This is a genomic window from Chthonobacter albigriseus (assembly GCF_013839445.1).
Classification (GTDB): domain Bacteria; phylum Pseudomonadota; class Alphaproteobacteria; order Rhizobiales; family Pleomorphomonadaceae; genus Chthonobacter; species Chthonobacter albigriseus.
The window spans coordinates 154212-179853 of sequence record NZ_JACDIT010000006.1 but is presented as its reverse complement, the minus strand read 5'-3'; the positions used below and the strand labels follow the sequence as shown (position 1 = coordinate 179853).

The 25642-nt window shown below is 68.0% G+C and carries 27 protein-coding genes; 14 read left to right on the top strand and 13 right to left on the bottom strand.

Annotated features, from left to right (window positions below):
- Positions 1-190 precede the first annotated feature (190 nt).
- The 7 genes from ccmA (at position 191) to chrA (ending at position 5269) form a co-directional block, all read left to right on the top strand.
- Positions 191-880, top strand: a complete 690-nt coding sequence (ccmA, locus tag HZ321_RS16250) for a heme ABC exporter ATP-binding protein CcmA (RefSeq protein ID WP_194304046.1) — start codon at positions 191-193, stop codon at positions 878-880.
- On the top strand, positions 877-1575 hold the full coding sequence (locus tag HZ321_RS16245; RefSeq protein WP_181703433.1) for a uracil-DNA glycosylase family protein: 699 nt from the start codon (positions 877-879) through the stop codon (positions 1573-1575). Before ccmA ends, HZ321_RS16245 begins: the two co-directional genes overlap by 4 nt.
- Positions 1572-2240, top strand: a complete 669-nt coding sequence (gene ccmB, locus HZ321_RS16240; protein ID WP_181703432.1) for a heme exporter protein CcmB — start codon at positions 1572-1574, stop codon at positions 2238-2240. Before HZ321_RS16245 ends, ccmB begins: the two co-directional genes overlap by 4 nt.
- Before the next feature lie 121 nt (positions 2241-2361).
- A complete protein-coding gene (locus HZ321_RS16235; protein WP_280514508.1) occupies positions 2362-3090 on the top strand; it encodes a heme ABC transporter permease in 729 nt (242 codons plus the stop codon).
- A complete protein-coding gene (gene ccmD, locus HZ321_RS16230) occupies positions 3090-3299 on the top strand; it encodes a heme exporter protein CcmD (RefSeq protein ID WP_181703430.1) in 210 nt (69 codons plus the stop codon). Before HZ321_RS16235 ends, ccmD begins: the two co-directional genes overlap by 1 nt.
- Entirely contained in the window at positions 3296-3904 is a 609-nt protein-coding gene (locus HZ321_RS16225; protein ID WP_181703429.1) for a DsbE family thiol:disulfide interchange protein, read from the top strand. Before ccmD ends, HZ321_RS16225 begins: the two co-directional genes overlap by 4 nt.
- A gap of 72 nt (positions 3905-3976) precedes the next feature.
- Entirely contained in the window at positions 3977-5269 is a 1293-nt protein-coding gene (gene chrA / locus HZ321_RS16220; protein ID WP_181703428.1) for a chromate efflux transporter, read from the top strand.
- Between the two features lie 7 nt (positions 5270-5276).
- On the opposite strand, the gene HZ321_RS16215 is transcribed toward chrA, so the two are convergent.
- On the bottom strand, positions 5277-7850 hold the full coding sequence (locus HZ321_RS16215) for an ABC transporter permease (RefSeq protein WP_181703427.1): 2574 nt from the start codon (positions 7848-7850) through the stop codon (positions 5277-5279).
- 16 nt (positions 7851-7866) lie between these two features.
- On the bottom strand, positions 7867-8577 hold the full coding sequence (locus HZ321_RS16210; RefSeq protein WP_181703426.1) for an ATP-binding cassette domain-containing protein: 711 nt from the start codon (positions 8575-8577) through the stop codon (positions 7867-7869).
- 99 nt (positions 8578-8676) lie between these two features.
- Between HZ321_RS16210 and HZ321_RS16205 the strand changes: the two genes are divergently transcribed.
- From HZ321_RS16205 to HZ321_RS16195, 3 genes are all read left to right on the top strand, one after another.
- The gene (locus HZ321_RS16205; protein WP_181703425.1) at positions 8677-9339 is read left to right on the top strand and encodes an arylesterase; all 663 of its coding nucleotides are present in this window, start codon (positions 8677-8679) and stop codon (positions 9337-9339) included.
- Between the two features lie 64 nt (positions 9340-9403).
- The gene (locus HZ321_RS16200; protein ID WP_181703424.1) at positions 9404-9943 is read left to right on the top strand and encodes a DinB family protein; all 540 of its coding nucleotides are present in this window, start codon (positions 9404-9406) and stop codon (positions 9941-9943) included.
- A 23-nt stretch (positions 9944-9966) separates the two neighbouring features.
- Positions 9967-11019 (top strand): aldo/keto reductase, encoded by a 1053-nt coding sequence (locus tag HZ321_RS16195; RefSeq protein ID WP_181703423.1) that lies wholly within the window; start codon positions 9967-9969, stop codon positions 11017-11019.
- Positions 11020-11021: 2 nt separating this feature from the next.
- Here the strand turns inward: HZ321_RS16195 and HZ321_RS16190 are convergent, their stop codons facing one another.
- From HZ321_RS16190 to HZ321_RS16170, 5 genes are all read right to left on the bottom strand, one after another.
- Positions 11022-11924: a DMT family transporter gene (locus tag HZ321_RS16190; RefSeq protein ID WP_181703422.1), complete on the bottom strand. Its 903-nt coding sequence runs from the start codon at positions 11922-11924 to the stop codon at positions 11022-11024.
- Positions 11925-12044: 120 nt separating this feature from the next.
- The gene (locus HZ321_RS16185; protein ID WP_181703421.1) at positions 12045-13217 is read right to left on the bottom strand and encodes a PcfJ domain-containing protein; all 1173 of its coding nucleotides are present in this window, start codon (positions 13215-13217) and stop codon (positions 12045-12047) included.
- Positions 13218-13463: 246 nt separating this feature from the next.
- Positions 13464-14498, bottom strand: a complete 1035-nt coding sequence (locus tag HZ321_RS16180; RefSeq protein WP_181703420.1) for an aspartate-semialdehyde dehydrogenase — start codon at positions 14496-14498, stop codon at positions 13464-13466.
- 333 nt (positions 14499-14831) lie between these two features.
- Positions 14832-15872: an HD-GYP domain-containing protein gene (locus tag HZ321_RS16175; protein ID WP_181703419.1), complete on the bottom strand. Its 1041-nt coding sequence runs from the start codon at positions 15870-15872 to the stop codon at positions 14832-14834.
- 7 nt (positions 15873-15879) lie between these two features.
- Positions 15880-16140, bottom strand: coding sequence for a PilZ domain-containing protein (locus HZ321_RS16170; protein WP_181703418.1), 261 nt, complete (start codon positions 16138-16140; stop codon positions 15880-15882).
- 307 nt (positions 16141-16447) lie between these two features.
- On the opposite strand from HZ321_RS16170, the gene HZ321_RS16165 reads away from it, so the two are divergent.
- Complete coding sequence (locus HZ321_RS16165; protein WP_425305413.1) at positions 16448-17212, top strand: Bax inhibitor-1/YccA family protein; 765 nt, start codon at positions 16448-16450, stop codon at positions 17210-17212.
- Between the two features lie 138 nt (positions 17213-17350).
- Positions 17351-17878 carry a GNAT family N-acetyltransferase gene (locus HZ321_RS16160; protein WP_181703417.1) on the top strand — a complete coding sequence of 176 codons (528 nt, stop codon included), beginning with the start codon at positions 17351-17353 and terminating at the stop codon, positions 17876-17878.
- A 64-nt stretch (positions 17879-17942) separates the two neighbouring features.
- Here HZ321_RS16160 and HZ321_RS16155 read toward each other — a convergent pair whose 3' ends face one another.
- The 5 genes from HZ321_RS16155 to HZ321_RS16135 form a co-directional block, all read right to left on the bottom strand.
- Positions 17943-18302 carry a DUF2794 domain-containing protein gene (locus HZ321_RS16155; protein WP_194304050.1) on the bottom strand — a complete coding sequence of 120 codons (360 nt, stop codon included), beginning with the start codon at positions 18300-18302 and terminating at the stop codon, positions 17943-17945.
- Between the two features lie 185 nt (positions 18303-18487).
- Positions 18488-20431 carry an acetate--CoA ligase gene (acs, locus tag HZ321_RS16150; RefSeq protein ID WP_181703416.1) on the bottom strand — a complete coding sequence of 648 codons (1944 nt, stop codon included), beginning with the start codon at positions 20429-20431 and terminating at the stop codon, positions 18488-18490.
- Positions 20432-20644: 213 nt separating this feature from the next.
- Entirely contained in the window at positions 20645-21301 is a 657-nt protein-coding gene (locus tag HZ321_RS16145) for a class I SAM-dependent methyltransferase (RefSeq protein ID WP_181703415.1), read from the bottom strand.
- A 19-nt stretch (positions 21302-21320) separates the two neighbouring features.
- Positions 21321-21749, bottom strand: coding sequence for an EVE domain-containing protein (locus tag HZ321_RS16140; RefSeq protein WP_181703414.1), 429 nt, complete (start codon positions 21747-21749; stop codon positions 21321-21323).
- 7 nt (positions 21750-21756) lie between these two features.
- A complete protein-coding gene (locus HZ321_RS16135) occupies positions 21757-22044 on the bottom strand; it encodes a YciI family protein (RefSeq protein ID WP_181703413.1) in 288 nt (95 codons plus the stop codon).
- Positions 22045-22152: 108 nt separating this feature from the next.
- Between HZ321_RS16135 and HZ321_RS16130 the strand changes: the two genes are divergently transcribed.
- Together HZ321_RS16130 and HZ321_RS16125 are read left to right on the top strand one after the other, a co-directional pair.
- Entirely contained in the window at positions 22153-22458 is a 306-nt protein-coding gene (locus HZ321_RS16130; RefSeq protein ID WP_181703412.1) for a c-type cytochrome, read from the top strand.
- A 77-nt stretch (positions 22459-22535) separates the two neighbouring features.
- Positions 22536-22832 carry a hypothetical protein gene (locus HZ321_RS16125; RefSeq protein WP_181703411.1) on the top strand — a complete coding sequence of 99 codons (297 nt, stop codon included), beginning with the start codon at positions 22536-22538 and terminating at the stop codon, positions 22830-22832.
- Positions 22833-22853: 21 nt separating this feature from the next.
- Here HZ321_RS16125 and HZ321_RS16120 read toward each other — a convergent pair whose 3' ends face one another.
- Entirely contained in the window at positions 22854-25637 is a 2784-nt protein-coding gene (locus HZ321_RS16120) for an EAL domain-containing protein (protein WP_181703410.1), read from the bottom strand.
- Positions 25638-25642 lie beyond the last annotated feature (5 nt).

Here is a 25642-nt window from a genome sequence, read left to right as displayed (position 1 = left end):
CGACCGCCTTGGCGAAAGTTGCTTTACGTTTACGTAAAGGGTCGCGGAGATCGACCCCGGTGAACCCGCGGGCCTTATAGAGAAGTTCGTAGCACGTGACTAGGATGACGATAGTCGTTAAGGCGGTTTTCGTACGCCATTGTCCCAAGATCCTTCAGCCCGCCTCCTCCAGCCCGCCGGTTACGCTTTCATGACCACCTCTCCGTCGCCGTCCGGCGGCCTTCCCGACTTCCGACCTCGCGCCGCGGTGCATCTCGCCGTGGAGGACCTCATCGTCGAACGCGGCGGGCGGCGGGTGCTCGACGGCGTCTCGTTGACGCTCGCCCCCGGCGAGGCGCTGCTTCTCACCGGGCCGAACGGCGTCGGCAAGTCGACGCTGATCCGCGCGCTGTTCGGACTGGTGCGGGCGGAGGCGGGACGGATCCGCGTTGCCGGCGACAGCGTGGAGGAGGCCACCGACGTCGCGCCGCATTGCCACTACCTCGGCCATCGCGACGCGTTGAAGACCGCGCTGTCGGTGGCGGAGAACCTCGCCTTCTGGCGCGACTTCTCCGGCTCGCCCGGAGCGACGGTGGACGAGGCCCTGGACGCCGTGGATCTCCTCGACCTTTCAGACCTGCCCGCGGGCTATCTCTCCGCCGGCCAGCGCCGGCGATTGGCGATCGCGCGGCTGGTCGCGGTCGACAAGCCGATCTGGCTTCTCGACGAGCCGACCGCCGCCCTCGACGCCGCCTCCGAAGCGCGGCTGGTCGCCGTGATGGCCGCGCACCTTGCCGCCGGCGGCTCCATCCTTGCCGCAACCCACCTCTCCATCGCCCTCGCTGGGACGCGTACCCTAAGACTGGAAAGGCGGTACGACCAAGCGGAGCTGATGCCATGAAAGCTCTCCATCGGGCGATCAGCGATGCTATTCCAGCTGAACTCCGTCCCTTGAGCGGGAAGGTGTTTTACAGCGGCCCTTCTGCGTACTCGCAGCCCGGAACGGTCTACCTCCTTGGTCGCAACCCGGGCGGTGATCCGGTTCTTCAGTCCGGTGAGACAATCGGCGAAGACATCAGGTATCTCGCCGAAAGGCGGCCTGAGCGGTGGTCTGCCTTTCTGGATGAATCCTGGGGATTGCAGGCGACAGGACAGGCACGACTTCAACGCCGTATACAACACCTCTTCGACCGGATCGGGCTCGACCTAAGAGATGCTCCCGCTTCGAACTTGGTGTTTGTCCGTTCGCGCCAAGTTGCTGACCTCGGTGAGGCCTATGATCGTCAGCTGATCGACCTGTGCTGGCCTTTTCATGTCGCGATGATCGAGCAATTGAGCCCGAGAGCGGTAGTCTGCTTCGGCGTGGAGACTGGGCAGGTCGTGGCAAGCAAGCTTGGCTGCGGTGCTCCGATCGGCATTTACAAGGAACGGAACCGCCGACGATGGGCCAGTTATGCGTGGCAGACGTGCTCCGGCAGATTCGTTTTCGGTCTCACCCATCCCGGCAGAGCAAACTGGTTGTCACCATCAGCGGACCCGGCCCCTTTTGTCGCTGCAGTTCTCAATGGTCAAAAACCGGGTGTTGAGCTCCCATGAACGCCTATCGCAGCCTGTTCCTGCGCGAACTCCGGATCGCGGTGCGCGTCGGCGGCGGGGCGCTGATGGGCGTCCTGTTCTTCCTCATCGTGGTGACGACGATCCCCTTCGCGGTCGGGCCGGACCTCAACCTCCTGTCGCGTCTCGGGCCGGCTGTCCTGTGGATCGGGGCGCTGCTTTCCACGCTGCTTGGGCTCGACCGGCTGTTCGAGGCGGACCGGGAGGACGGGGCGCTCGACCTCATCGTCGGGTCGGGGCGGATGCTGGAGCTGGTCGTCATCGTCAAGGTGCTCGCCCACTGGACCGCAACCGGCCTGCCGCTGGTGATCGCTGCGCCGCTGTTCTCGCTGTTCCTCGCCATGCCGCCGGCCACCATCGGCACGACGGTGTTGACGCTGCTCGTCGGCACGCCGGCGCTGACCTTCCTCGGCGCGATCGGTGCGGCGCTGACGGTGTCGCTCAGGCGCGGCGGGCTCCTGGTGCCCATCCTGATCCTGCCCTTCGCGATCCCGGTGCTGATCTTCGGCGTCGCCGCCTCGACGAGCGTGCTCCTCGATCCCGCCGGCTTCTTCACGCCGTTCCTGCTGCTCGCCGCCGTGTCGCTGATGGCGGGCGTGGTGGGGCCGATCGCGGCGGCGGCGGCGCTGCGCGGCGGGCTCGATTGAGCGCGGCCATGCGCTCGATCAAGGACGGCGACGGTCCGCCGCGCTCATCTGACGTGGAAAGGCGGGCCGCGCGTCCCTACATTGCGCGGAAACCCGGCCCGGATTAGAGAAGCGCATGGCCCTGACGCTCACCGAACTCGCCAACCCGACCCGCTTCATGGGTCTCGTCACCCGCGCGCTGCCTTACCTGGCGGGGGCGACGGTGCTCCTGTTCGCGGTGGGGCTCATCCTGGTCGCCGGCGCGCCGGAGGACTACCAGCAGGGCATGACCGTGATGATCATGTACATCCACGTGCCCGCCGCGTGGCTCTCCATGTTCACCTACGGCATGATGGCGGCCTCGGCGATCGGCACGCTCGTCTGGCGGCATCCGCTCGCCGACGTGTCGGCCAAGGCGGCCGCGCCGATCGGGGCGGCGTTCGCCTTCCTCTGCCTGTTCACCGGCTCGCTCTGGGGCAAGCCGATGTGGGGCACGTGGTGGGAGTGGGACGCGCGGCTGACGTCGATGCTGGTGCTCTTCATCATGTACCTCGGGCTGATCGCCCTCTGGCGCACGATCGAGGATCCCACCCGGGCGGCGCGGGCGGCGGCGGTGCTGATCCTCGTCGGCACGGTGAACCTGCCCATCATCAAGTTCTCGGTCGACTGGTGGAACACGCTGCACCAGCCGGCGTCGGTGTTCCGGATGGACGGGCCGACCATCGACCCGTCGATGCTGTGGCCTCTGCTCGTCATGGCGCTCGCCTTCACGGCTCTCCTCGTCACGCTGCACTGGATGGCGATGCGCAACGAGATCCTGCGCCGCCGCGTGCGGGCGCTCGGGCTGATGGCGGCCGGAGGGGCGCGCTGATGGAGAACCTGTTCGGCCTCGGCCCGCACGCCGGCTTCATCGTGGTCTCCTATGCCGCCGCGGCGCTCACGGTGGCGGCTCTGGTCGTCTGGATCCTCGTCGACCACCGCACGCAGACCCGGCGCCTGGCCGAGCTGGAGGCACGCGGCGTGCGCCGTCGCTCGGCGGCCAAGGCGGCGGCGGTCGCCGGCCAGGAGAGCGGCGCATGACGACGCCCGACGACGCGACGCCCGCCCCACGCCGGTTCCGGATCTGGGCCTTCATGCCGCTGATCCTTTTCGCGGTGCTGGCCGGCGTCTTCTACAAGCAACTCTACGCCGGCGATCCCTCGGCAATCCCGTCCGCGCTGATCGGCCGGCCGGCGCCGGAGTTCGACCTGCCGCCGGTGGAGGGCCTGACCGTCGGCGGCAAGCCGGTGCCCGGCCTGAAGCGGGCGGATCTCCTCGGCAAGGTGTCCGTGGTCAACGTGTGGGCCTCCTGGTGCGGACCGTGCCGGGACGAGCATCCGCTGCTCATCGAGCTCGCCAAGGACAGCCGCTTCGCCCTGGTCGGGATCGACTACAAGGACGACCCGGACAACGCCACGCGCTTCCTCAACGCGCTCGGCATCCCGTTCTCGGCGATCGGCTCGGACCGCAGCGGCAGGACGGGCATCGACTGGGGCGTCTACGGGGTGCCGGAGACGTTCGTCGTTGCCGCCGACGGCACCATCGCCTTCAAGCACGTGGGGCCGCTGTCGCCCGAAAGCCTCACCAAGCGGCTGATGCCGGCGATCGAGGCCGCGCTCGGCAAGGCGCCCGCCCCGGCGAGCTGATCCCGTCGCATCGCCCCGTCATGTTGCTGCTATAAGGGTCGCCCGTTTCGTACAGGAGCCGGCCGCCCCCCGATGAGCATCGCTGTCCGCCCCTCCTTCGCCGACCTCGTCTCCGTGTTCCTCAAGGTCGGCCTGCTCGGCTTCGGCGGACCGGCCGGCCAGATCGCGCTGATGCATCGGATGATCGTGGAGGAGCGGCGCTGGCTCGACGAGGAGCGCTACCTCGCCGCGCTCAACTTTTCCATGCTGCTGCCCGGACCTGAGGCGCAGCAGCTCGCCACCTATGTCGGCTGGCACCTGCACGGGGTGCGCGGCGGGGTGGCGGCGGGTCTGCTCTTCGTGCTGCCCGGCTTCGTCATCATCACCGTCATCGCGGCCGTCTATGCCGCCTACGGCGATGTGCCGATGGTGGCCGCGCTGTTCTACGGTCTGAAGGCGGCCGTGCTCGCCATCGTGGTGGAGGCGCTGGTGCGGATCGCCCGGCGGGCGCTCGGCTCCGGCTTCGCCTACGGGCTGGCGGCCGCGGCTTTCGTGGCGATCTACGCGCTGCACGTGCCGTTCCCGCTGATCGTGCTCGGCGCTGCGGTGATCGGCGCCATCCGCGGCGGCGCGGCGAACGGGGTGTCCCTCCCGCCGCCGGCGCGCCGGCCCGGGTTCGGTCACACCCTGCGCACCGCCGCCACCTGGGTCGCGGTGTGGGGCGCCCTGCCCCTGGCGCTGGCGCTTCTCACCGGGTTCGACGGGATCTTCGCGCGGCTCGGCGCCTTCTTCTCCACCATGGCCGTCGTCACCTTCGGCGGGGCGTACGCGGTGCTCGCCTATGTGGCGCAGGCGGCGGTGGAGACGGAGGGCTGGCTCAGCGCCCGCGAGATGCTCGACGCGCTCGCCATGGCGGAAACGACGCCGGGGCCGCTGATCCTCGTGCTCGTGTTCGTCGGCTATCTCGCCGGCTTCCGAAACGCCGGCGGGCTCGATCCGGTCGTCGGCGGCCTCCTCGGCGCGCTGGTCACGGGCTGGGTCACCTTCGCGCCGTCGTTCCTCTGGATCTTCGTCGGCGCGCCCTATGTGGACGCGATCATCCGCTCGCCGCGGCTGAAGGCGGCGCTGTCGGCGGTGACCGCGGCGGTGGTCGGCGTGATCCTCAACCTGTCGGTCTGGTTTGCCCTCCACGTGCTGTTCCGGGAGGTGCCGCGTACGCCCGTGGGCCCGTTTAACCTGGACCTGCCGGTGCTCGCCAGCGTCGACGGCACGGCGGTGGCGCTCTCCGCCGTGTCCGCCGTGCTGGTGTTCGGCCTCAAGGCCCCGCTCTGGGTGACGCTCACCACCGCCGCGGCGCTCGGGCTCCTCGCCCACGCGGTCAGCTGACCGGCGGTTACATGTTACGCAGTACCGGCGCGGCCTTGGTGCCGAGGATCCGCCAGGTGCCGAGCAGGCCGAAGCCCACCGTCAGCAGCAGCGCGACCACGGCCGCGATCACCGCGACGGTCCAGTCGAGCACGGCTGGGATGTCCATGATCCCCTCAAGCACGCCAAAGGCGGCGGCGGACCCGGCAACCACGCCAAAGATCGCGGCGGCGAGGCCGAGCATCAGGTACTCCGCGACGAAGGCGCCGAGCACCCGGCGGCGGGTCGCGCCGAAGGTCTTCAGGAGCACCGCGTCGTAGATCCGCTGGCGGTGCCCGGAGGCGAGAGCGCCGGCGAGCACGAGCACGCTCGCCACCAGTGCCACGCTGGCCGCGACCCGGATCGCCACGGCGAGGTCGGCGACGATGTCGTTGACGGCCGACAGCACGTCCTTGACGCGCACGGCGGTGGCGGTCGGGAAGCCCTGCACCACCGCCTTCATCAGCGCCAGTTCCTCCGCGCGGGTGCCGCCGTCCTTCAGGGCGGCGGTCGCCAGGAAGGTGTGCGGCGCGCCGGCGAAGGTGTTGGGCGAGAAGACCATCACGAAGTTGATCGACAGCGACTCCCAGTCGACCCTGCGGGTGTTGGCGATCTTTGCCGTCACCTCGCGGCCGAGCACGTTGACGGTAACGCTGTCGCCGATCTTGAGGCCGAGCAGGTCCGCCAGTTCCGCCTCGTAGGAGACCAGCGGCTCGCCGGCGTAGTCGGCCGGCCACCATTCGCCGGAAACCAGTGTCGAGTTGCGCGGCAGCGCGGCGGCGTAGGTCACCCCGCGCTCGCCCTCCAAGGCCCAGCGGGCGTCGCTCGGGGCGTCGATCTTGTCGACCGGCGTGCCGTTCAGCGACACCATCCGGCCGCGCAGCATGGGCACGCGGTCGACGGCGACGCCCGGCGCGGTCTTCTCCACCAGCGCCTGGAAGGCGTCGACCTCGGCCGACTGGATGTCGAGGAAGAAGAAGCTCGGCGCTCGCTCCGGCAGCGCGCCCACCAGCTGGCGGCGGAGGTTGCCGTCGATCAGCGCGAGCGTCACCAGGAGGGCGAGGCCGAGGCCGAGCGACAGCACGACGGAGACCGTCAACCCGCCCGGCCGGTGGATGTTGCGGACGGCCAGCCGCATCTCGGCGGACCGCACCGGAGGCGCCCGTCGCGCCAGCGCCATCACGCCGAGTGCGACCGCGTAGAGGAGCAGGAAGGCGCCCGCTACCGCGCCGACGAACACCACCGCGACGAAGCGGTCGTAGGCGAGCGCCACGGAAAGGCCGGCGAGAAGCAGCACGGAGGCGACGGTCAGCCCGAGGTAGGTGAGCCGCGGTCGCCGCCGCTCCGGCGCGACCCGGTCGCGGAAGAGGGCGGAGACCGGCACGTCGTGCGCCCGCCCGAGGGCGAAGATGGCGAAGGCGAAGGCGGTGGTGAAGCCGTAGAGCGCGGCAAGGGCGAGTTCGCCGGGATAGACGCCGATCCGGATCGGCAGGTTCAGCGCGTCGGCGAGCAGGCCGCCGCCGAGATAGGGAACGAGAAGCCCAACGACGAGACCGATGGCGATGCCGACCAGGGTGATCGCGGCGATCTGCAGGAGGTAGACCAGCACCACGAAGCCGCCGGGGGCGCCAAGCGACTTGAAGGTCGCGATGGTGTCCCGCTTGCGGTCCACGTAGGACTTCACCGCGTTGGTGACGCCGACGCCGCCGACCACCAGGGCGGTCAGCCCGACGAGCGTCAGGAACTGGGCGAAGCGCTCCACGTTGCGGCGCAGACCCGGCGAAGCGTCGTCGCGGCTGCCGATACGCCAGCCGGCCTCGGGAAACTTCGCCTCGGCTTCAGCCTTGACGGCGCGGACGCGCTCGTCGGTAGCGGTTCCCGGCAGCAGCACCCGTGTGGAGTAGCGAACGAGGCTGCCCGGCTGGATCAGCGCTGTGGCGTCCAGCGCCTGCCGGCTCAGCATCACGCGGGGGCCGAAGTCGATGCCGGAGCCGATCTTGTCGGGTTCGCTGGCGATCGTGGCGGCGATGGTGGCACGCGCCTCGCCGATCAGGAGCGTGTCGCCGATGGAGACTTCCAGGCGGGAGGCGAGCAGCGGGTCCACCGCGATGCCGAAGCTGCCGTCCGGCTGCTGCCGCAGCACGTCGGCAAGGGCGCCGCCTTCGTCGAGCTGCACCGCCCCGCGCAAGGGATAGGCGTCGTCCACGGCCTTCAGCTCGACCAGCGCCTGGTTCTCGCCGTCGGCGGTGCGGGCCATGGCCCGGAGCGTGGCGATCTCGGACGTCTTGCCGAGGCCGGTCAGGAAGGCGGCCTCCTCGGCGGACGGCTCGCGGTGGATCAACGAGAAGGAGAGGTCGCCGCCGAGGATCGTGCCGCCTTCCGCCGAGATACCCTCAGTAATGCCGCGCGTGGTGGAGCCGACGCTGGCGATCGCGGCCACGCCGAGCGCGATACAGGCGACGAAGATCCGGAAGCCCGAAAGGCCGCCGCGCAGTTCGCGGGCGGCGAAGACGAAGGCCGATCGGAGAGAAGGGGACCGCGGTCCCGCGACGAAGGCTGACATCGGTCCTGGCCTCCGGTCAGACGGGAAGGGGCGCGCGGGAGACGCCGGTGCGGACGTCCTCCACGACTTCGCCGGAGCGCATGGTGATGCGCCGGTCGCAGCGTTCGGCCAGCGCCTTGTCGTGTGTGACGAGCACCAGGGTAGCGCCCCGGCGAGCACGGGCCTCGAACATCAGGCGGATGATCTCCTCGCCGGTTTCCGCGTCGAGGTTTCCGGTGGGTTCGTCGGCGATCAGGATGGTCGGCTCCGGGGCGAGCGCCCGCGCGATGGCGACGCGCTGCTGCTCGCCGCCCGAAAGCTCGGCGGGGTGGTGGTTGAGGCGGTGGCCGAGGCCGACTGCCTTCAGTTCGGCCTCGGCGCGTACGAAGGCGTCGCGGCGGCCGGCCAGTTCCAGCGGCACGGCCACGTTCTCCAGCGCCGTCATCGTCGGCATCAGGTGGAAGGACTGGAAGACGATCCCCACCGAACGGCCGCGGAAGCGGGCGAGACCGTCCTCGTCCAGCGCCTCCAGGGCTTCCCCGGCGACGCGGATGGTGCCGCTGTCGGCCTTCTCCAGGCCGGCCGTCACCATCAGCAGCGTGGACTTGCCGGATCCGGAGGGCCCGACGATGCCGACGCTTTCGCCGCCGGCCACCGACAGAGAGATGCGCTTCAGGATATGCACGCGGGCAGCGCCGCTGCCGAGGCTCAAATCGACGTTATCGAGCTCTATCGCTGGTTTGGCCACCTGGAGCTACCCTATATCTGAAGATGATCCGCCGGTCGGCAGGACGTCTGACGTCGCGCTGATATGGGTTATCGTCAAAACCGTTCCAGACGAGGTCACATGCCCGTGAGATTTGTAACGAGATTACGCAAGGGTTTTCTGGGCGGATTGGTGGCGCTCCTCGTTTCCGGCTTAGGGCCGTCGCCGGCGGCGGCGGAGCCGGTGACGATCCTCGCCTTCGGCGACAGCCTGACCGCCGGCCTCGGGCTGCCGGGCTCCAGCGCGTTTCCGGCCAAGCTGGAGGCGGCGCTGAAGGCCAAGGGCCACGACGTGAAGCTCGTCAACGCCGGCGTTTCCGGCGATACGGCGGGCGGCGGGCTGGCGCGGCTGAACTGGTCGCTGACGCCTGAGATCGACGGGGTGATCGTGGAGCTCGGCGCCAACGACGCCCTGCGCGGGCTCGACCCGGCGGAGACGCGCAAGGCGCTCGACGCGATCCTCAAGCAGCTGAAGGACAAGCAGCTGCCGGTGCTGCTCGCCGGCATGCTCGCGCCGCCCAACATGGGCGCGGCCTACGGCGAAGCGTTCAATCGGATCTACCCGGAGCTCGCCGCGACGCATGGGGCGATCCTCTACCCCTTCTTCCTCGACGGCGTCGTTGCAGATCGGGCGCTCAACCAGCAGGACGGCATCCATCCGACCGCCGAGGGCGTCGACATCATCGTCGCGCGCATCCTGCCTGCGGTAGAGAGCCTGATCGATCGGATCGAAAAGTCTGATTAGACGGGCCGCCATCCGGGTTGTAGGCAGGGCGACGCCTTGCCTCGCCCCTCCCACGGAGTTCCCGATGACGACCTTCCTCGACCACTGCCGGCTGATGGCGCGCTACAACACGTGGATGAACGCCAAGGTCTACGACACCGCCGCCAAGCTGCCGGCGGGCGAGCTGACGGCCGACCGGGGCGCCTTCTTCAAGTCGGTGATCGGCACGCTCAACCATCTCGCCGTCACCGACATCATGTGGCTGCAGCGACTGCGCGCGCTCGACAAGGCCGAGCCGGCGCTCACCGACGTGCTGTCGATCACGCCGCCGAAGACGCTCGACCAGATCCTCAGCCTCGACCTCGGCGAGCTTCGCCTCCTCAGGGAGCGCCTCGATGCCGCGATCGAGGCCTACGTCGGCGGTCTCGACGCGGCCGATTTCGACGTGCTAGTCACGTTCACCCGGGCGAACGGCGAGACGCAGAAGAAGTCGCTGGGCTCGATCTTCTCCCATCTCTTCAATCACCAGACCCACCATCGCGGCCAGATCACCACGCTGTTCAGCCAGGCCGGCCTCGACGTCGGCGTCACCGACGTGAACGCGCTGACGCCCAACCTGATCTGAGCCCCTCAGCGGAGCTCTCGTCCATGCAGCAGCGGCGCCTCGGCCGGACCGACATCCACGTCGGCGTGATCGGCCTCGGAACCATGACCTTCGGCCAGCAGAACACCGAGGCCGAGGGCCACGCCCAGATGGACCGGGCGGTGGCGGCCGGGGTCAACCTCCTCGACGCGGCCGAGCTCTATCCGATCCCGCCGAAGGCGGAGACGCAGGGCCGCACCGAGGAGATCATCGGCACGTGGCTGAAGGCGCGCGGGCGGCGCGACGACGTGGTGATCGCCACCAAGGTGATCGGCCGGTCGGAGATGCGCTGGTTCCGGGACGGCGGCGTCGAGGGACGGCTCGTCCGCGGGCAGATCGAGGAGGCGGTGGACAAGAGCCTGAAGCGGCTGCAGACCGACGTGATCGACCTCTACCAGGTGCACTGGCCGGACCGGGCGACGCCGGGCTTCGGTTCCAACCCCACCCGCTGGACCTCGCCGAAGCGGATGGCGGACGAGACGCCGATCGAGGAGACGCTGGCCGCCCTCGCCGATGTCGTGAAGGCCGGCAAGGTGCGCTACATCGGCCTTTCCAACGAATCCGCCTGGGGCGCGATGCGCTGGCTGGTCGCCGCGGAAGCCGGGATCGGCCCGCGCGTCGTCTCCATCCAGAACGCCTACAGCCTCGTCAACCGCACGTGGGAGGGCGCGCTGGCGGAAGTCGGCGAGCGGGAGGACGTGTCGCTGATCGCCTACTCGCCGCTGGCGCAGGGGTACCTTTCCGGCAAGTACGAGAACGGTGGCCTGCCGGAGGGCAGCCGCAAGCAGCTGTTCGACCGGCTGCAGCGCTACGAGAAGCCGCACGCGGCGGCAGCCGTCTCGGCCTACGTGCAGCTCGCGCGCGACTTCGGCGTCAAGCCGGCGGTGTTCGCCAACGCCTTCGTGGCGAACCAGAGCGTGGTGACCTCCAGCCTGATCGGCGCGACCACCATGGACCAGCTGGAGGATGCGCTCGCCGCCGCTTCGCTCAAGTGGACGCGGGAGATGCAGGCCGCGGTGGACGACCTCCATCAGCGGTTCGGCAATCCCTGCCCCTGAGGTCAGGCCGCTGCAGCCTGCGCGGCCTGCGGGCGGTTGACGAGGACGATGCCGAGCGCCACCAGCGCCACGGCGGCCGCCAGGTTCCACGTCAGTGGTTCAGCGAGGAAGACGATGCCGCCGATCACGCCGAAGATCGGCGTCATGAAGCTTGCCGCCGTCAGCAGCGAGGCGGGGTAGATCCGCATCAGCGAGAACCAGATCATATAGGTCACGCTGCCGACCCAGAGCGTCTGGTAGGCGAAGGACCAGACCACCGGGGCGGTGCTGAAATCGGCTGCTGGCTCGCCCAGCGCGACCGAGACGACGAGGCCCATCGCGGCGGAGACGGCGAGCTGATAGAGCAGCGTCTTCTCCGCCGGGATCTTCAACAGCACCGTCTTCTTGATGAGGATGGTGGAAAAGGCCCACCCCACCGAGGCCAGCACGCAGAGCACGTCGCCGTAGAGCTGGTGCGGGCCGGCCGCCGCTTCGCCGCTGCCGGAGAACAGCAGCACCACGCCGGCGAAGGCCACCGCGAGGCCAGTCACCTTCAGCACCGTCAGCCGCTCGCCCAGCATCACATGGGCGAGCCCCGCCACCATGAACGGGGCGAGATAGAGCAGGATCGCGCCGTGCGAGGCGGTGGTGTAGCCGAGCCCGATGAAGAGCACCAGGAACTCCAGCCCGAAGAAGGTGCCGAGGAGCAGCCCCGGCAGGAGGCTGCCGTCGCGCTCCATGAGCGGGACGCCGCGCAGGAGGCACCAGCCCCAGACCAGCAGCCCGGCGACCGCCGAGCGCAGGCCCATCTGAAGCACCGGCGGAATCCCCTCCAGCGCCGCCTTCACGGCCACCTGGTTGAACCCCCAGGACGCGCAGCAGAGCACCAGCACGAGAAGCGCCAGACCGTCGAGGCGGGTTTTCATCGCGGGGAGGGCTTTCGAGGGGGGTGGGCGAATTGCATGCTGATAGTCCGGCCGGCCATCGATGTCGAGCACGGCGGCTGCCACGGCCGCCGTCCCTATTGGCAATACAATGGATCCGGTTCAGATCGCGTAGAGGTCGCCGGCGGTTGCCGAGAGTGGCAGCCATGACGGGATCCGCCGCTTCTCCAGCCAATAGGGCCGCCAGACGCGCTGCCACGTCAGCCGGTCGAGGGGGATCTGATACGCTAACGGCCGGTCGGGCACATCGATAAGGCGAAACGGCTGAGCGCGGATCCAGGTATGGACGGCCACCCAGACGTCGTCATCGACCGCTGCGTTTCGTATGCCGCGGAGCTGCTTGACGATCGGCGCCCGAGACCGGCCTGTTGCCAGTTCGAGGCTGGCGACAGGTCGCCCGTCTTGCTCGATGCTCCATAGCCGCGACTGGCCCAGTGCCACGCAATCGCCGTAGGTGCGGATGCAGTGATCCATCCGTCTTGCCTCGTCGTCGATGGCCGACACCGTGGCGAGCGGAACGAAGTGGTAGCCGAGCGCCTCGCCCGGCTCCAGCCAGAGATCGGCGATCTCAAGGCCAGCCAGCTCCAGCTCCAGATCGACTCGATCTTTCCACGCGCGAGCCTCGCCGATGGCTCCGACCCCACCCATCGTCGGTTGCCAGCGCCGTTCGCACCACACGCCAGCTACGGTGGCCGGACGCTGCGAATACCAGGCCCAGAGCGCCAGGTTGCGCCGGTCCCGGCGATAACGACGCGATACTAGAAACGGGTTTTTGTCGCGTGTCTCGACCCGGGCCGTCCACAACGCGTAGGTCTCGTCGCCCCATTCCGCGGCTTCCATGACCGTTTCCAGCCAGGCAGCGGCCTGCGAACGACGCTTCGGCAGCAGGTTAGCGATGCGGACCCTGAAGAAATCGCTCGTCGGCAGAGTGCCAAGCGGACGCCGATAGGCTTCGGGCGGCAGAGCGCGAAGCCAGCGGGGTAGGCCGATGAGCGAAGCGGCCCGGTCGATGCTCTCGCCTCGGGTGATCGCAGCGGCAGCTTGTCCGGTCCTCGCGTTGCGGGCGGGGCTGCTCCAACTGGCGGGAACGGCCAGAGAGAACAGGAGCCCCGGATATGATTTCGCGAGATCCGCGAGGTAGCGGTGCTGCGTGGCGATCGCGTACACGGCTGGCCGAACGTCGGGATCAAACCGGCGCAGTCGCCGCTCCAGATTGGAGAAAGAAGGCGTGACGATGCCGCCGCGAAACGCGGCAACGGAAGACAGGGCAGACATGGGACGTCCGTTCTTGGCTTAATCAGCCAGGATCTCTGAAACGGTGACGGGTGCGCGCTATGCGGCTCTTCCCGTCAGGTTCCCTGCAGGCCAGGGACGATCATCGTTGCAAGCATGGCATGTCTCCCCGGTCAGAGTGGACGAACGGCGGTGTGACTAGCAAACATCCGTCGAAATCACAAGCACAAATGGAAACGGCCGGGCGCTTGGCCCGGCCTTTACGCTCGACTTCACTGTAGATGCCGCTCAGGCGGCCTTCTTCTTCGGCTTGATTAGGCCGCGGTTGACCAGCACTTCGGCGATCTGCACCGCGTTGAGGGCCGCGCCCTTGCGCAGGTTGTCGGAGACGATCCACATGGAGAGGCCGTTGTCCACCGTCGCGTCCTCGCGGATGCGGCTGATGTAGGTGGCGTCCTCGCCGGTCGCCTCGTAGGGCGTGATGTAGCCGCCGGGCTCGTGCTTGTCGATGACGAGGCAGCCGGGGGCCTCGCGCAGGATGTTGCGCGCCTCGTCCGCCGTGATCGGTTCCTCGAACTCGATGTTGACCGCCTCGGAATGGGAGACGAACACCGGCACGCGCACGCAGGTGGCGGTCAGCTTGATCTTGGGGTCGAGGATCTTCTTGGTCTCGACCACCATCTTCCACTCCTCCTTCGTGTAGCCGTCCTCCATGAACACGTCGATCTGGGGGATCAGGTTGAAGGCGATGCGCTTGGGGAACTTGGAGGCTTCGACGGGATCGGAGACGAACACCGCGCGGGTCTGGGTGAACAGCTCGTCCATGGCGTCCTTGCCGGCGCCGGAAACGGACTGGTAGGTGGCCACCACCACGCGCTTGATGCGGGCCTTGTCGTGCAGCGGCTTCAGCGCCACCACCAGCTGCGCGGTGGAGCAGTTCGGGTTGGCGATGATGTTCTTGCGGGTGAAGCCGGCGGCGGCGTCGGCATTGACCTCGGGCACGATCAGCGGCACGTCCGGGTCCATTCGGAAGGCCGAGGAGTTGTCGATCACCACGCAGCCCTGCTGGCCGATCCGCGGCGACCACTCCTTCGACACCGATCCACCGGCCGACATCAGGCAGATGTCGGTGTCCGAGAAGTCGTAGGTGTCGAGCGTCTTCACCTTCAGCGTCCTGTCGCCGTAGGAGACCTCCGTGCCCTGGCTGCGGCGCGAAGCCAGCGCCACGACCTCGTCGGCGGGGAACCCGCGCTCTTCCAGGATGGCAAGCATTTCCCGGCCCACGTTGCCCGTGGCACCGACGACGGCGACCTTGTAACCCATGATGGAGAACCTTTTCTTGACCGGACCGTCCCCCGCTTCAGGTCCGGCTGCCCGGCGGGTCGGATCACCGATCCCGAGAGGCTCGCCGCCCGCCCCCTCGAACCCCGAGGAGGACGTTGCGGGGAGCGAGAGGGTCGATCACGTCGTGGTCGTGGTTTTCGTCCCCGTCGTCATGCACGCCTGTACGCCCGCCGGGAGAGCCCGGACGGCGCTGACGTCATGACGGTTGGATACGGAACGGCTCATCGACCGGTTGACCTCTCGAATGGCCGGGTTTTCAGCGAAAAGCGGGCGGGTGTCAAGGGTCGGCGAGGATGAGCCGTCATCGGTGCGCTACCGGACCACGCCCTTGAAGGTGGCCACGAGGCCGAGGTCCAGCTTGTGGCCCATCGCCTGCAGGCGCTTGTAGGCGTCCTGCTTGGTGCGGACCGGGCGGGACGGGCGTTGCTCGATCAGGTTGGCGTAGTGGTTGGCGATCGTCAGCATCCGCGTGAGAGGACGGATCTGGGCGCCTTTCATGCGGTGGGGATAGCCGCTGCCGTCCATGTATTCGTGATGGTGAAGAACCGCGTCGAGGATGTCGAAGTCGCGCTCTCCGTAGGCGCGGAGCATCTCGAAGCCGAGCTTCACGTGCGTCTGCAGGATCGCGTCGTCGCCCGGTGCGGTCCGGTCGGCCCGGTTCAGGATCTCGACCGGCAGCTTGGCCTTGCCGATGTCGTGGAGGAGGCTGGCGGCGGCCAACTTCCGCAAAAGCGGGGGCGGCAGCTTCGTCAGGGTGCCGAAAGAGACGGCGAAGGCCAGAACCTGCAGCACGTGCCTGTAGGTGGGGCTGTGGACCGCCTCCAGCGCCTTCAGCCAGGCGGCCACCCCCTTGGTCTGCAGCGATGCGATCGCGGCGTCGATGGCGGTGTTCAGGTCCTCGGACGCCGACGTCGTTGCCCGGCCGGTCATCGTTTCCGTGACGATTGCCACCGTGCCGGCGATCGCCGCCATCAGCACGGGATCGTTGCTGAACGGCGAGGGCATCGCCATGAACCGATTGGCGAAGATCGGATCGCGCAGCAGGCCTGCGGCGTTCGAGATCTCGTGCACGCGCGTGGCGCCGAGGGCGCTGGCGCGGGCCGACGTCTTCACGTCGCGCCGGGCGGTGACGACGATCAGCGGCTGCTCCAGGGCGCGCTCGCGCAGATGCCGGATGCCCGCCGTCACGGTACCCTCCTGGTCCAGATCGGCGGCGAAGATCCAGCCTTCGACGGAGTCGGTGAGAAGCGGCGGCGCCTGTTTCAGATTGATCTGCCGGATCGCGCCGCTCGTGCCGAGGACCTCGCAGGTCCGGCGGGCGATCTCGGAAGTGTCGGTGAGGAGAACTAGCATCGCCGGATCATTTCTCCGACAGGCCGATGGTAGCCTTGAAGTGGATGCCGACCCGCATGTAGGTCTTCCAGGCGACGGTTCCGGGAACGCAGAGCTTGGCATCCTGGAAGTGGATCTCGACCTCGTTGCCAAGTCCGAACACATCGCCCTCCAACTGGCATCCGCGTTCGCTGATGTCCAGAATCGCGCAGTCGGTCCGCAAGCCGTCCGAGTAGACGGTTGCCGGCAGGCTGCAGAGGCGTCGCTTGACCGCACGCTCGATCCGCATCGACTCTCCTTCGGCACGCGGGATGATCACCTGGCGCCGCGGTTCACCGGCCCGCGCCCGCCAGTTCCGGATGCCGTCCCTTGGTGAATACGGCAAAATCCCTGACAGTTGGTGACCGTCGCTGGCGACCGGCAGAATCGCCGGGCCGGTCGAAGGGGCGGTGGCTCCGTGCCCGATGCGCATCGGCGTTCGGCGCGGACCCTTGAATTCCCTACCTTGTTCGCTGGCAAGCGAACCGCCATATTGACGGGCAAGGGTTCCTGCCGGCCGCCCGACTGATGCCTGGCCGGCATGCACGAAAGGTTTCATGTCCATGCCGTACCCCGATCCGAACGTCGGCGCCCGCCCGGGCGTGACGTCGCACGGCTACGCCGGGGAGATCGATCAGGGTCTCCGCGCGTACATGCTCAAGGTCTACAACTACATGGCGATCGGTCTGCTGGTGACCGGTCTGGCCGCCTATGGCGCCTTCTCGGCCGCCGTCGTGGAGACTTCGGAAGGCCTCGCGCTGACGTCCTTCGGCCAGCTCCTGTTCGCCAGTCCGCTGCGCTGGGTGCTGATCTTCGCGCCGCTCGGCGCGGTGATGTTCCTGTCGTTCCGCATCCACAAGATGAGCGTCGGCGCCGCCCAGCTCACCTTCTGGATCTATGCCGGCCTGGTCGGTCTGTCGCTGTCGTCGATCTTCCTGGTATACACGTCGACGTCGATCAGCCAGGTGTTCTTCGTGACGGCGGCCGCCTTCGGCGCGCTCAGCCTCTACGGATACACCACCGGCCGCGATCTCTCGGCGATGGGCTCGTTCCTGATCATGGGCCTGTTCGGGGTGATCATCGCCTCGATCGTCAACATCTTCCTGGCCTCCTCGGCGCTCGCCTTCGCGGTGTCGGTGATCGGCGTTCTGGTGTTCGCGGGCCTCACCGCCTACGACACCCAGCGCATCAAGGAGATGTATTTCGCGGGCGACGACGGCGCGACGGCCGGCCGCAAGGCCATCATGGGCGCGCTGACGCTGTATCTCGACTTCATCAACATGTTCGTCATGATGCTCCAGCTGTTCGGCGAACGCCGCTAAGGTCGAGCCGAGTATGGACCGGATGGAGGGCGCGGGGACAACTCCCGCGCCCTTCGTCGTTCCGGGGCCTCTTCCGCGGATGCGGGGCCGCGTGCTACTCGCCGGGCTCCGCCGCCCGCCAGCCTGCCCGAGGTCCCGATGACCGCCACCGCCGTCCTCCGCCCGTTCGCTCCGGCCGACATTCCGGCGATCCGCGCGATCTATGCCGATGCGGTTATCCATGGCACCGCCTCCTGGGAGCTGGAGCCGCCCGACGAGGCGGAGATGGCGCGGCGGGCCGAGACGATCCTCGGCGGCGGCTATCCCTATCTGGTGGCGGAGGTCGCCGGCCGGCTCGCCGGCTATGCCTACGCCTCCGCCTACCGGCCGCGGGCGGCCTACCGGTACACCATCGAAAACTCGATCTATGTCGATCCGAGCATTCAAAGAGCGGGTGTCGGGCGGGCTCTCCTGTCCGGGCTGATCGCCGCGGCCGGGGATAGAGGGTTCCGTCAGATGATCGCGGTGATCGGGGACAGCGACAACGCCGCCTCGATCGGTCTTCACCGGGCGATGGGGTTCGCGATGATCGGTGTCGCCCGCTCGGTGGGGTTCAAGCACGGGCGATGGCTCGACCAGGTGCTGATGCAACGGGCGATCGGCGAGGGCGACGCGTCGGCACCGTGAGCGGGGCTACGTAGCCGGGTGTCGCGCCGGAAAACGCGACTACACCTTCCACGACAAACCGGGGTCAGGCGTCGACCAGCTTGAGGGTCTTGTCGAGCACCCGCAGCACCCGGGCGAGGTCGGGGCCGCGCTTCAGGATCATCCCGGTCTGGGATATCACCGCATAGGCGCCCTGGCGGCGGGCGAGCTTCGGGTTCTTCTCGATCCGGTAGATCGGCATCTCCGAAGAGCGCCTGAAAACGGAGAAGACCGCCCTGTCCTTCAGCATGTCGATGGCATAGTCGCGCCATTCGCCGGCGGCCACCATGCGGCCGTAAAGCTTCAGGATTTCAGAGAGTTCCCGTCGGTCGAAAGCGGTATAGGGCGGCTCCCGGTGCGGGCTCGGCGCGGCCGGGGAGCCCGCTTCGGGCGGGCTTGCCCGCAAGGGCACCACGGGGGCGAGCCGCTGCTCTTCGTCGTCCACTCTCTCGGTCAACCGAGCCTCCGCGTCCGAGTGGTCATGCTAACGTCATGATCACCCCGGACGACGCGGGATGCAACGAAAAAGCCCTCCCGCAGTGCGGGAGGGCAGGTTCGGCAATGCAATTTTCCTCAGAAAACCGGGATTTTTCAACCGGCCTTGCGGTTCTGCCGGTTGTCGATCAGGTCGGTCACCACGCCCGGATCGGCGAGCGTGGAGGTGTCGCCCAGGCTGCCGAACTCGTCCTCGGCGATCTTGCGCAGGATGCGGCGCATGATCTTTCCGGAGCGGGTCTTGGGCAGGCCGGGCGAGAACTGAATGAGGTCGGGGGTCGCGATCGGACCGATCTCGCGGCGGACCCAGTCCTTCAGTTCCTTCTTCAGCGCCTCGGTCGGCTCCTCGCCGGCCATCAGCGTGACGTAGCAGTAGATGCCTTGGCCCTTGATATCATGGGGATATCCGACGACGGCGGCTTCCGAGACCTTGGGATGGGCGACCAGGGCGCTCTCCACCTCGGCGGTTCCCATGCGGTGGCCGGAGACGTTGATGACGTCGTCGACGCGGCCGGTGATCCAGTAGTAGCCGTCGGCGTCGCGCCGGCAACCGTCGCCGGTGAAGTAGAGGCCCTTGTAGGTGGAGAAGTAGGTCTGCTCGAAGCGCTCGTGGTCGCCGTAGATTGTCCGCATCTGGCCGGGCCAGCTGTCGGTGATCACGAGGTTGCCTTCGGTCGCGCCTTCCAGGAACTTGCCTTCGGCATCGACGACTGCCGGTTTGACGCCGAAGAACGGGCGGGTCGCGGAACCCGGCTTCAGCGCGGTCGCGCCCGGCAACGGCGTGATCAGGATGCCGCCGGTCTCGGTCTGCCACCAGGTGTCGACGATCGGGCAGCGCTTCTCGCCGACGACGTTGTAGTACCAGAGCCAGGCTTCCGGGTTGATCGGTTCGCCGACGGAACCCAGAATTCTCAAGGACTTGCGGCTGGTCTTGGTGACGTGGTCGTTGCCGGCACCCATCAGCGAGCGGATGGCAGTCGGTGCGGTGTAGAAGATGTTGACGTTGTGCTTGTCGATCACCTGCCAGAAGCGGCCGGCATCTGGATAGGTGGGCACGCCCTCGAACATCAGGGTGGTCGCCCCGTTGGCGAGCGGTCCGTAGACGATGTAGCTGTGACCTGTGACCCAGCCGACGTCGGCAGTGCACCAGTAGACGTCGCCGTCGTGGTAGTCGAAGACATACTGGTGCGTCATCGAAGCGTAGACGAGGTAGCCGCCTGTGGTGTGCAGCACGCCTTTCGGCTTGCCGGTCGATCCGGAGGTGTAGAGGATGAACAGCGGGTCCTCCGCGTTCATCTCCTCGGGCGGGCAATCGGCGGAAACCTTGGCAGCTTCGTCCGAATACCAGAAGTCACGACCCTCGGTCATGGCGATGGCGCCGCCGGTGCGCTTGACGACGATCACCTTCTCGCCGCCGGGGGTCTTCTTCAGGGCCGCGTCGACATTCGCCTTCAGCGGTACCTTGCGGCCGCCGCGCAGGCCTTCATCGGCGGTGAGGATGATCTTGGACTCGCAGTCCTCGATGCGCCCGGCGAGGCTGTCCGGGGAGAAGCCGGCGAAGACGATCGAATGGACCGCCCCAACCCGGGTGCAGGCCAGCATCGCGTAGGCCGCCTCGGGGATCATCGGCAGGTAGATGGTGACGCGGTCGCCCTTCTTGACGCCGTGCGCCTTCAGAACGTTGGCGAAGCGGTTCACCTCCTCGGACAGCTCCCGATAGGTGATGTGGCGGCTGTCGTTCGGATCGTCGCCCTCGAAGATGATGGCGGTCTGGTCGCCGCGCGTCGCAAGGTGGCGGTCGACGCAATTGGCGGACACGTTGAGCGTGCCGTCCTCGAACCACTTGATCGAAACGTCCGGCGCGTAACGGGTGTTCTTCACCTTGGTGTAGGGCTTAATCCAGTCGAGCCGCTTGCCCTCGTCGCCCCAGAAGCCCTCGGGATCCTCGACCGAACGGCGGTACATCTCCTGATACTTGGCATCATCGACCAAGGCCGTCCTGGCGACGGACTCCGGAACCGGAAACAACTCGACCGACATGACGATCCTCCCTTGCGGCCGCGGGTTTTCTCCTCGGCCCCGGCGGCCTCCATTTCGGGCCGCATTATGCGAAAGCGGCCGGGGGGCGTCCACGGGTCAACCGTCGAACTTTCGTTCACCGGAATAGCCCTGATGGCTGTTTTCCCGCTCATCACTTCGTAGGGTGCGATGCAGCAACCGCCCGCCAGAAGGGTGCGGGCCGGTGCGCGCGGATCATAGGAAGCGCCAGACCCTGGTGTGCTTGACCTCGTTGTCCTCGATCGCGCGGGTTACCGGCACCCGGTACTCGGCGATCGCCTCGATGCCCGCCTTCGGCAGGTAGCTCCGCCCGGGATCACCGAAGAGCACAAGGGCGCCTTCCGCCTGAGCCTGTTTCAGGAAGGGTTCGACCCTGTCGGCCATCGGCTTCTCGTAGAAGACATCGCCCGCGAGGACGACGTCGAAGCCGGCGGGGCCGGAGGAGAGGATGTCGCGCCCGGTTGTCTCAACCGTCACCTTGTTGGCCACCGCGTTCAAACCGATGGCGACCAGCGAGAAACGGTCGATGTCGGTCGCAAGCACCCGGGCCGCGCCGGCCATCGCGGCGGCGATGGCCACAATGCCTGAGCCAGACGCGAAATCGAGGACTGTGCGGCCGCGGACGGTCTCGGGGTGGTCGAGCACGTAGCGCGCAATCGCCTGCCCGCCGGCCCATGCGAAGGCCCAATAGGGCGGCGGCAGGCCCATCTCCCCCAGTTCCTCCTCGGTCCGGTGCCAGAGGTCGACGGCTTCGTCGGCCAGATGCAGCCGGATCTCCGGTACGTGGGGCGGTGCGGAGAGGCGTGTCTCCGCGCGGATGAAGGCCTCGGGGTCGCGTGTCGGCTCGATCATGGACGCGACCCCTCCCGGGTCATGACTTGTCCGGGGGCAGGCCACCCATCTCGCAGACGATCGCCCATTCCTCGTCGGTGACCGGTTGGACCGAGAGGCGGAAGGAGGTGACGAGGCTCATGGCGGAAAGGCGGGGTTCGGCCTTGATGGCGGCCAGGGTAACGGGCCGCGGCATGTCCGCCACGGCGCGAATGTCGACGCAGTCCCATCGCGGATCGTCGGTGGTCGGATCGGGGTGGGAGAGAGCGCAGACCTCGACGAGGCCGACCACAGCGAGGCCGTCGTTGGAGTGGTAGAAGAAGCCGCGGTCGCCGATCCGCATGGCGCGCATGAAGTTGCGGGCCTGATAGTTGCGCACGCCGGTCCACGGAGTGCCGGCCGCCCCGGCGGCCTTCTGCTGGTCCCAGGACCAGGCCGCCGGTTCGGACTTGTAGAGCCAGTGGGCCATGGGTGCGTCAGCCGGGATTGCCGATGACCCAGCGCCAGGGGCGGATCTCGATCCGCTCGAACAGCCCGGCCTTGGCGTAGGGATCTTCCGCGAGAAGCGCGTCCAAGGCGGACCGGTCCGCGGCCTCGATCACCAGCAGGGAGCCGACCATGCCGGCGCCGTCGTCGGTCAGCATCGGGCCGGCGATCTTGACGGCGTCCGCGTTGGCCTTGAGGAATTCCAGGTGGGACGACCGGTTGTCGGTGCGGACGGCCGCGTGGCCGGTCTTGTCGATGCAGGTGACGGCGAAAAGCATGGAGGGGTCCTTGCCGAAGTCGAGGGGGTGAAGCTAGTTCGAGAGCGGGGCGCCGTCCAGCGCGTCCGTTTGAACCACCGGGGCCCGGCCCTGGAGAGCGGAGTTGCCATGCGGATCGATGTCGTCGTGCTTGCCGCAGTGTTGGCGGCCATGGCGTTGCCAAGCCGGGCGGCCGAATCCGTGGACCTCGCGGGCCTCGTCGCGGCCTGCGCTCCCTGCCACGGGCCTGAGGGGCTGGCGCCCGACACGCTGGTGCCTCATCTCGCCGGCCAGAACTACGGCTATCTGCTGTCGCAGCTCAGGGCCTTTCACAGCGGGCAGCGGGCGCACGAGGAGATGCGCTTCATGACGCGGCGGATGACCGAGGCGGAGATGGAGGCATTGGCCGACTACTACGCTTCCCTGCCGCGCTGAACGTCCCGATCTGCGGTCCGACGGATCCTGCCAGCATTCCGCGCGTTGTTCCTTCAAGTGAGGCGCGGAGCAGGACCATGGGCTTGTCGGTGATCGTTGCGGACCAGGAGGACATCGAGGCGCTCGATTTTGTCGAGGATGTGAGCCAGATGTTCGTGCTGGAGGCCCCCTTCGGAGAAGACGAGCGGATCGTGGAAGTGCAGAACTGGCTGCGCGCCAACGTGCCGCCGTTCGCCTACCAATACCAGGTGTTCTCGGACTGGGAGGACGGCGAGTACGCGACGACGATGATCTGCATGTTCCTGGCCGGAAATACCCAGCACAGCGCGGCGTTCGCGGCCGCCTGGCTGACTCCGCAGAAGCGGCTCAACTGACGCCAACCACCCTGCGGCCGGTCAGCCTGCCAGGGCCGAGGGTCGGGCCGCGTCGCGCGCGATCAGCGCGGCTATCGTTGCCGAGTCGACCGGCTGGGAGAACAGGTACCCCTGTCCTTCCGTACAGCCCATCCGCCGCAGGCAGTCCTGCTGCCGCTCGGTTTCTATGCCTTCCGCGACGGTCCGCAGGCGCAGGCTCGCGGCGAGCGCGACGATGGACCGGACGATCGCAGCGGCTGTTTCATCCTCGGGAAGCCCCATCACGAAGGAGCGGTCGATCTTGATCTTGCCGACGGGGAAGCGGTGCAGGTAGCCCAGCGACGAGTATCCGGTGCCGAAGTCGTCGAGCGCGAACCCGACGCCGAAGCCGCGGATCCGGCGCAGGCGCTCCACGAGAAGAGGCGTCTCCTTCACGAAGGCGGTTTCCGTGATCTCCAGTTCCAGGCGATCGGGGCGCAAACCGGTGGCGGAGAGGATATCTGCGACGGTCGCGGGAACGTCGCCCATCTCCAGTTCGATCGCAGACACGTTGACGGCGATCCGGATGTGCTCCGGCCAGCGCGCCGCCTCGCGGCATGCCGTTGCCAGCGTCCAGGCGCCCAGCCGGTGGATCAGGCCGGTCTCCTCCATGACCGGGATGAATTCGGCGGGCGAGACGAAGCCGCGTTCCGGGTGGTACCAGCGCGTCAGCGCTTCCGCGCCGACGATCTCGCCGGTGGCCAGCGAGACCTGCGGCTGGAAGACGAGCCGGAGTTCGTTGTTGCGGAACGCCGCCTCCAGATCGTGCTCGAGCCGCAGTCGCCGCAGACGGGCGACTTCAAGGTCCGGGGAGAAGATCACCGCGCGATTCCGACCTGCCTTTTTGGCCTCGCCGAGTGCAAGGTCGGCCTGCCGCAGCGTATCCTGGGGTGTGGTCTGCGAACCGTCCAGAAGGCGCAGTCCGGCGCTCGCGGTGATCGCAATCTTGTGGTTCTGCAACGAGAATGGCCGCGACAGGTCCTTCAACAGGGCCATCGTGCGGTTCGCGGGATCCGACGCCGAACCTGACGGCAGGAGCGCGGCGAATTCGTCGCCGCCGAGGCGGGCGAGGAAAGCGTCCGGGCCTATGGCGCAGGTGGCACGCGTCGCGACATCCCTCAGCAGCGCATCGCCCCAGCCGTGGCCGAGCTTGCCGTTGACGTCCTTGAACCGGTCGAGGTCGAAGAAGAGCAGGGCAGCGGGCATTTCGGCCGGTGAGTCCGCAAGCCGGGCCTCCAGGGCGCGCCGGTTCGGCAATCCGGTCAGGGCATCGTGGTAGGCGAGGTATTCCATCTGTTCGGCGGCCCGCTGGCGCTCGGTAACGTCGCGGAACGACAGGCAGACCAGAAGCCGAGGCTCCTCCGTCGGGCCCGGGCCGGACTCCGGATCGAGGCGGACAGGTCGGGTCGCGTACTCCAGGATCCGCGCCTCGGATCCCTCGCCCATGCGCAGGAGGCCGCTGGACGGCTCGACGCCGTCGTGGGCGCCGGGCCGGGAGACCAGGCGGGCGACGGGGTCGGGGAGATCCGCGATCGTCCGGGGCAGGGCCTGGTCTCCGAGGCCGAGGATCGCCGTCGCCGACCGGTTGGCGTGGCGGATCCGACCGTCGGAGTCGACCACCAGGATCCCGTCGAAGCCCTCTTCGATGAGGTTGACAAGGATCCGGTCGGCGTTGGCGATGCGCGTCCGGGCGAGACGCAACAGCCATTGGCGCAGATCGAGTTCCCTCAAGAGGCCCCAGAGGCTGAAGACCGCGACCGCGGCGAGGGCGGGCCCGGTGTCGAGGGTCTGGGCGGTGAAAGTGTGAAGTCCCACAGCGGCGCCGTGCAGCGCAACGCCGGCCCCGGCGAGCAGCGGCATCACCGTCCAGGAGGAGATCAGGGCGAAAGCCAGGATCGCCAGGACCACTGCGCCGGCGAGGAGGGCGAGCGCATAACCGCCTCCAACATCCACGGCGCGGTCCTGCGCCACGGTTTCGGTCGCGAGCGCGAGGATCGTCGAGCCGGAGACGAGGCCGTGACGGGGCACCTGGAAGATGTCGCGGAGCTCGACCGCGGTGGCGCCGACGATGAGGACGCGGCCCTTCAGCGTGTCGGGAGGAACCGTTCCACGGAGGACGTCGACGAACGAGACACGGCGAAGGCCGGCGGCGTCGATCGAGTAGTCAATGGAAAACGCCCCGGTGGTCCGCTCGGACCCAGCCAGGAGCGCGGGCATCGACTGGACCGGCCCTTCCGGGGTGTCCAGGCCGTAGAGGATCGACCGGACCGCGCCGTCCGGATCGACCGGCACGTTGACCAGGGCAGGCCAGGCGCTTTCCATCAAGGCGGGTGTCGGGAGCGACAGAAGCAGCCGGTCCGGACCGGCTGCCGTCTCCGGCTGCACGAAGGCGGCCATGTAGACCGGCACGCCTGAGCCGGCCAGGGCTTCGGCGAAAGCGGCGTCCGAGCCGGTGGTCGAGCGCGTGCTGAAGTCGATGTCGAAAGCGACGGCCTCGGCCCCGTGCGTGGCAGCGGACGCGAGGAGGTCGGCATAGATCCGGCGATCCCAGGGCCATACGCCGATCCCGGCGAGACTGCGGGCGTCGATGTCGACGAGAACGACCTTGTCGGAGGGTGCGCGGGTCGTTGCGTGAAAGCGCTGGTCCTGCAGAACCCGGGAGAGCGGCGCGAAGACGCCGACGCCATGGAGGAAGGCGAGAACCAGCCCGATGACGGCGATCAGGCTGCCGTCGCGCACGGCCTTGCGGCGACGACCATCACCTTCGGCTTGATGCTGGAGGGACATGGCCC

Excerpts from the sequence above, each read along its gene's own strand:
- HZ321_RS16130 (WP_181703412.1), top strand. The coding sequence starts at position 22,153 with ATGCGGATCGATGTCGTCGTGCTTGCCGCAGTGTTGGCGGCCATGGCG.
- ccmB (WP_181703432.1), top strand. The coding sequence starts at position 1,572 with ATGAACGCCTATCGCAGCCTGTTCCTGCGCGAACTCCGGATCGCGGTG.
- HZ321_RS16180 (WP_181703420.1), bottom strand. The coding sequence starts at position 14,498 with ATGGGTTACAAGGTCGCCGTCGTCGGTGCCACGGGCAACGTGGGCCGG.
- HZ321_RS16215 (WP_181703427.1), bottom strand. The coding sequence starts at position 7,850 with ATGTCAGCCTTCGTCGCGGGACCGCGGTCCCCTTCTCTCCGATCGGCC.
- HZ321_RS16140 (WP_181703414.1), bottom strand. The coding sequence starts at position 21,749 with ATGGCCCACTGGCTCTACAAGTCCGAACCGGCGGCCTGGTCCTGGGAC.
- HZ321_RS16200 (WP_181703424.1), top strand. The coding sequence starts at position 9,404 with ATGACGACCTTCCTCGACCACTGCCGGCTGATGGCGCGCTACAACACG.
- HZ321_RS16125 (WP_181703411.1), top strand. The coding sequence starts at position 22,536 with ATGGGCTTGTCGGTGATCGTTGCGGACCAGGAGGACATCGAGGCGCTC.
- HZ321_RS16160 (WP_181703417.1), top strand. The coding sequence starts at position 17,351 with ATGACCGCCACCGCCGTCCTCCGCCCGTTCGCTCCGGCCGACATTCCG.
- HZ321_RS16225 (WP_181703429.1), top strand. The coding sequence starts at position 3,296 with ATGACGACGCCCGACGACGCGACGCCCGCCCCACGCCGGTTCCGGATC.
- acs (WP_181703416.1), bottom strand. The coding sequence starts at position 20,431 with ATGTCGGTCGAGTTGTTTCCGGTTCCGGAGTCCGTCGCCAGGACGGCC.
- ccmA (WP_194304046.1), top strand. The coding sequence starts at position 191 with ATGACCACCTCTCCGTCGCCGTCCGGCGGCCTTCCCGACTTCCGACCT.
- chrA (WP_181703428.1), top strand. The coding sequence starts at position 3,977 with ATGAGCATCGCTGTCCGCCCCTCCTTCGCCGACCTCGTCTCCGTGTTC.
- HZ321_RS16120 (WP_181703410.1), bottom strand. The coding sequence starts at position 25,637 with ATGTCCCTCCAGCATCAAGCCGAAGGTGATGGTCGTCGCCGCAAGGCC.
- HZ321_RS16145 (WP_181703415.1), bottom strand. The coding sequence starts at position 21,301 with ATGATCGAGCCGACACGCGACCCCGAGGCCTTCATCCGCGCGGAGACA.
- HZ321_RS16135 (WP_181703413.1), bottom strand. The coding sequence starts at position 22,044 with ATGCTTTTCGCCGTCACCTGCATCGACAAGACCGGCCACGCGGCCGTC.
- HZ321_RS16195 (WP_181703423.1), top strand. The coding sequence starts at position 9,967 with ATGCAGCAGCGGCGCCTCGGCCGGACCGACATCCACGTCGGCGTGATC.
- HZ321_RS16175 (WP_181703419.1), bottom strand. The coding sequence starts at position 15,872 with ATGCTAGTTCTCCTCACCGACACTTCCGAGATCGCCCGCCGGACCTGC.
- HZ321_RS16185 (WP_181703421.1), bottom strand. The coding sequence starts at position 13,217 with ATGTCTGCCCTGTCTTCCGTTGCCGCGTTTCGCGGCGGCATCGTCACG.
- HZ321_RS16170 (WP_181703418.1), bottom strand. The coding sequence starts at position 16,140 with ATGCGGATCGAGCGTGCGGTCAAGCGACGCCTCTGCAGCCTGCCGGCA.
- HZ321_RS16190 (WP_181703422.1), bottom strand. The coding sequence starts at position 11,924 with ATGAAAACCCGCCTCGACGGTCTGGCGCTTCTCGTGCTGGTGCTCTGC.
- ccmD (WP_181703430.1), top strand. The coding sequence starts at position 3,090 with ATGGAGAACCTGTTCGGCCTCGGCCCGCACGCCGGCTTCATCGTGGTC.
- HZ321_RS16165 (WP_425305413.1), top strand. The coding sequence starts at position 16,448 with ATGTCCATGCCGTACCCCGATCCGAACGTCGGCGCCCGCCCGGGCGTG.
- HZ321_RS16245 (WP_181703433.1), top strand. The coding sequence starts at position 877 with ATGAAAGCTCTCCATCGGGCGATCAGCGATGCTATTCCAGCTGAACTC.
- HZ321_RS16205 (WP_181703425.1), top strand. The coding sequence starts at position 8,677 with ATGCCCGTGAGATTTGTAACGAGATTACGCAAGGGTTTTCTGGGCGGA.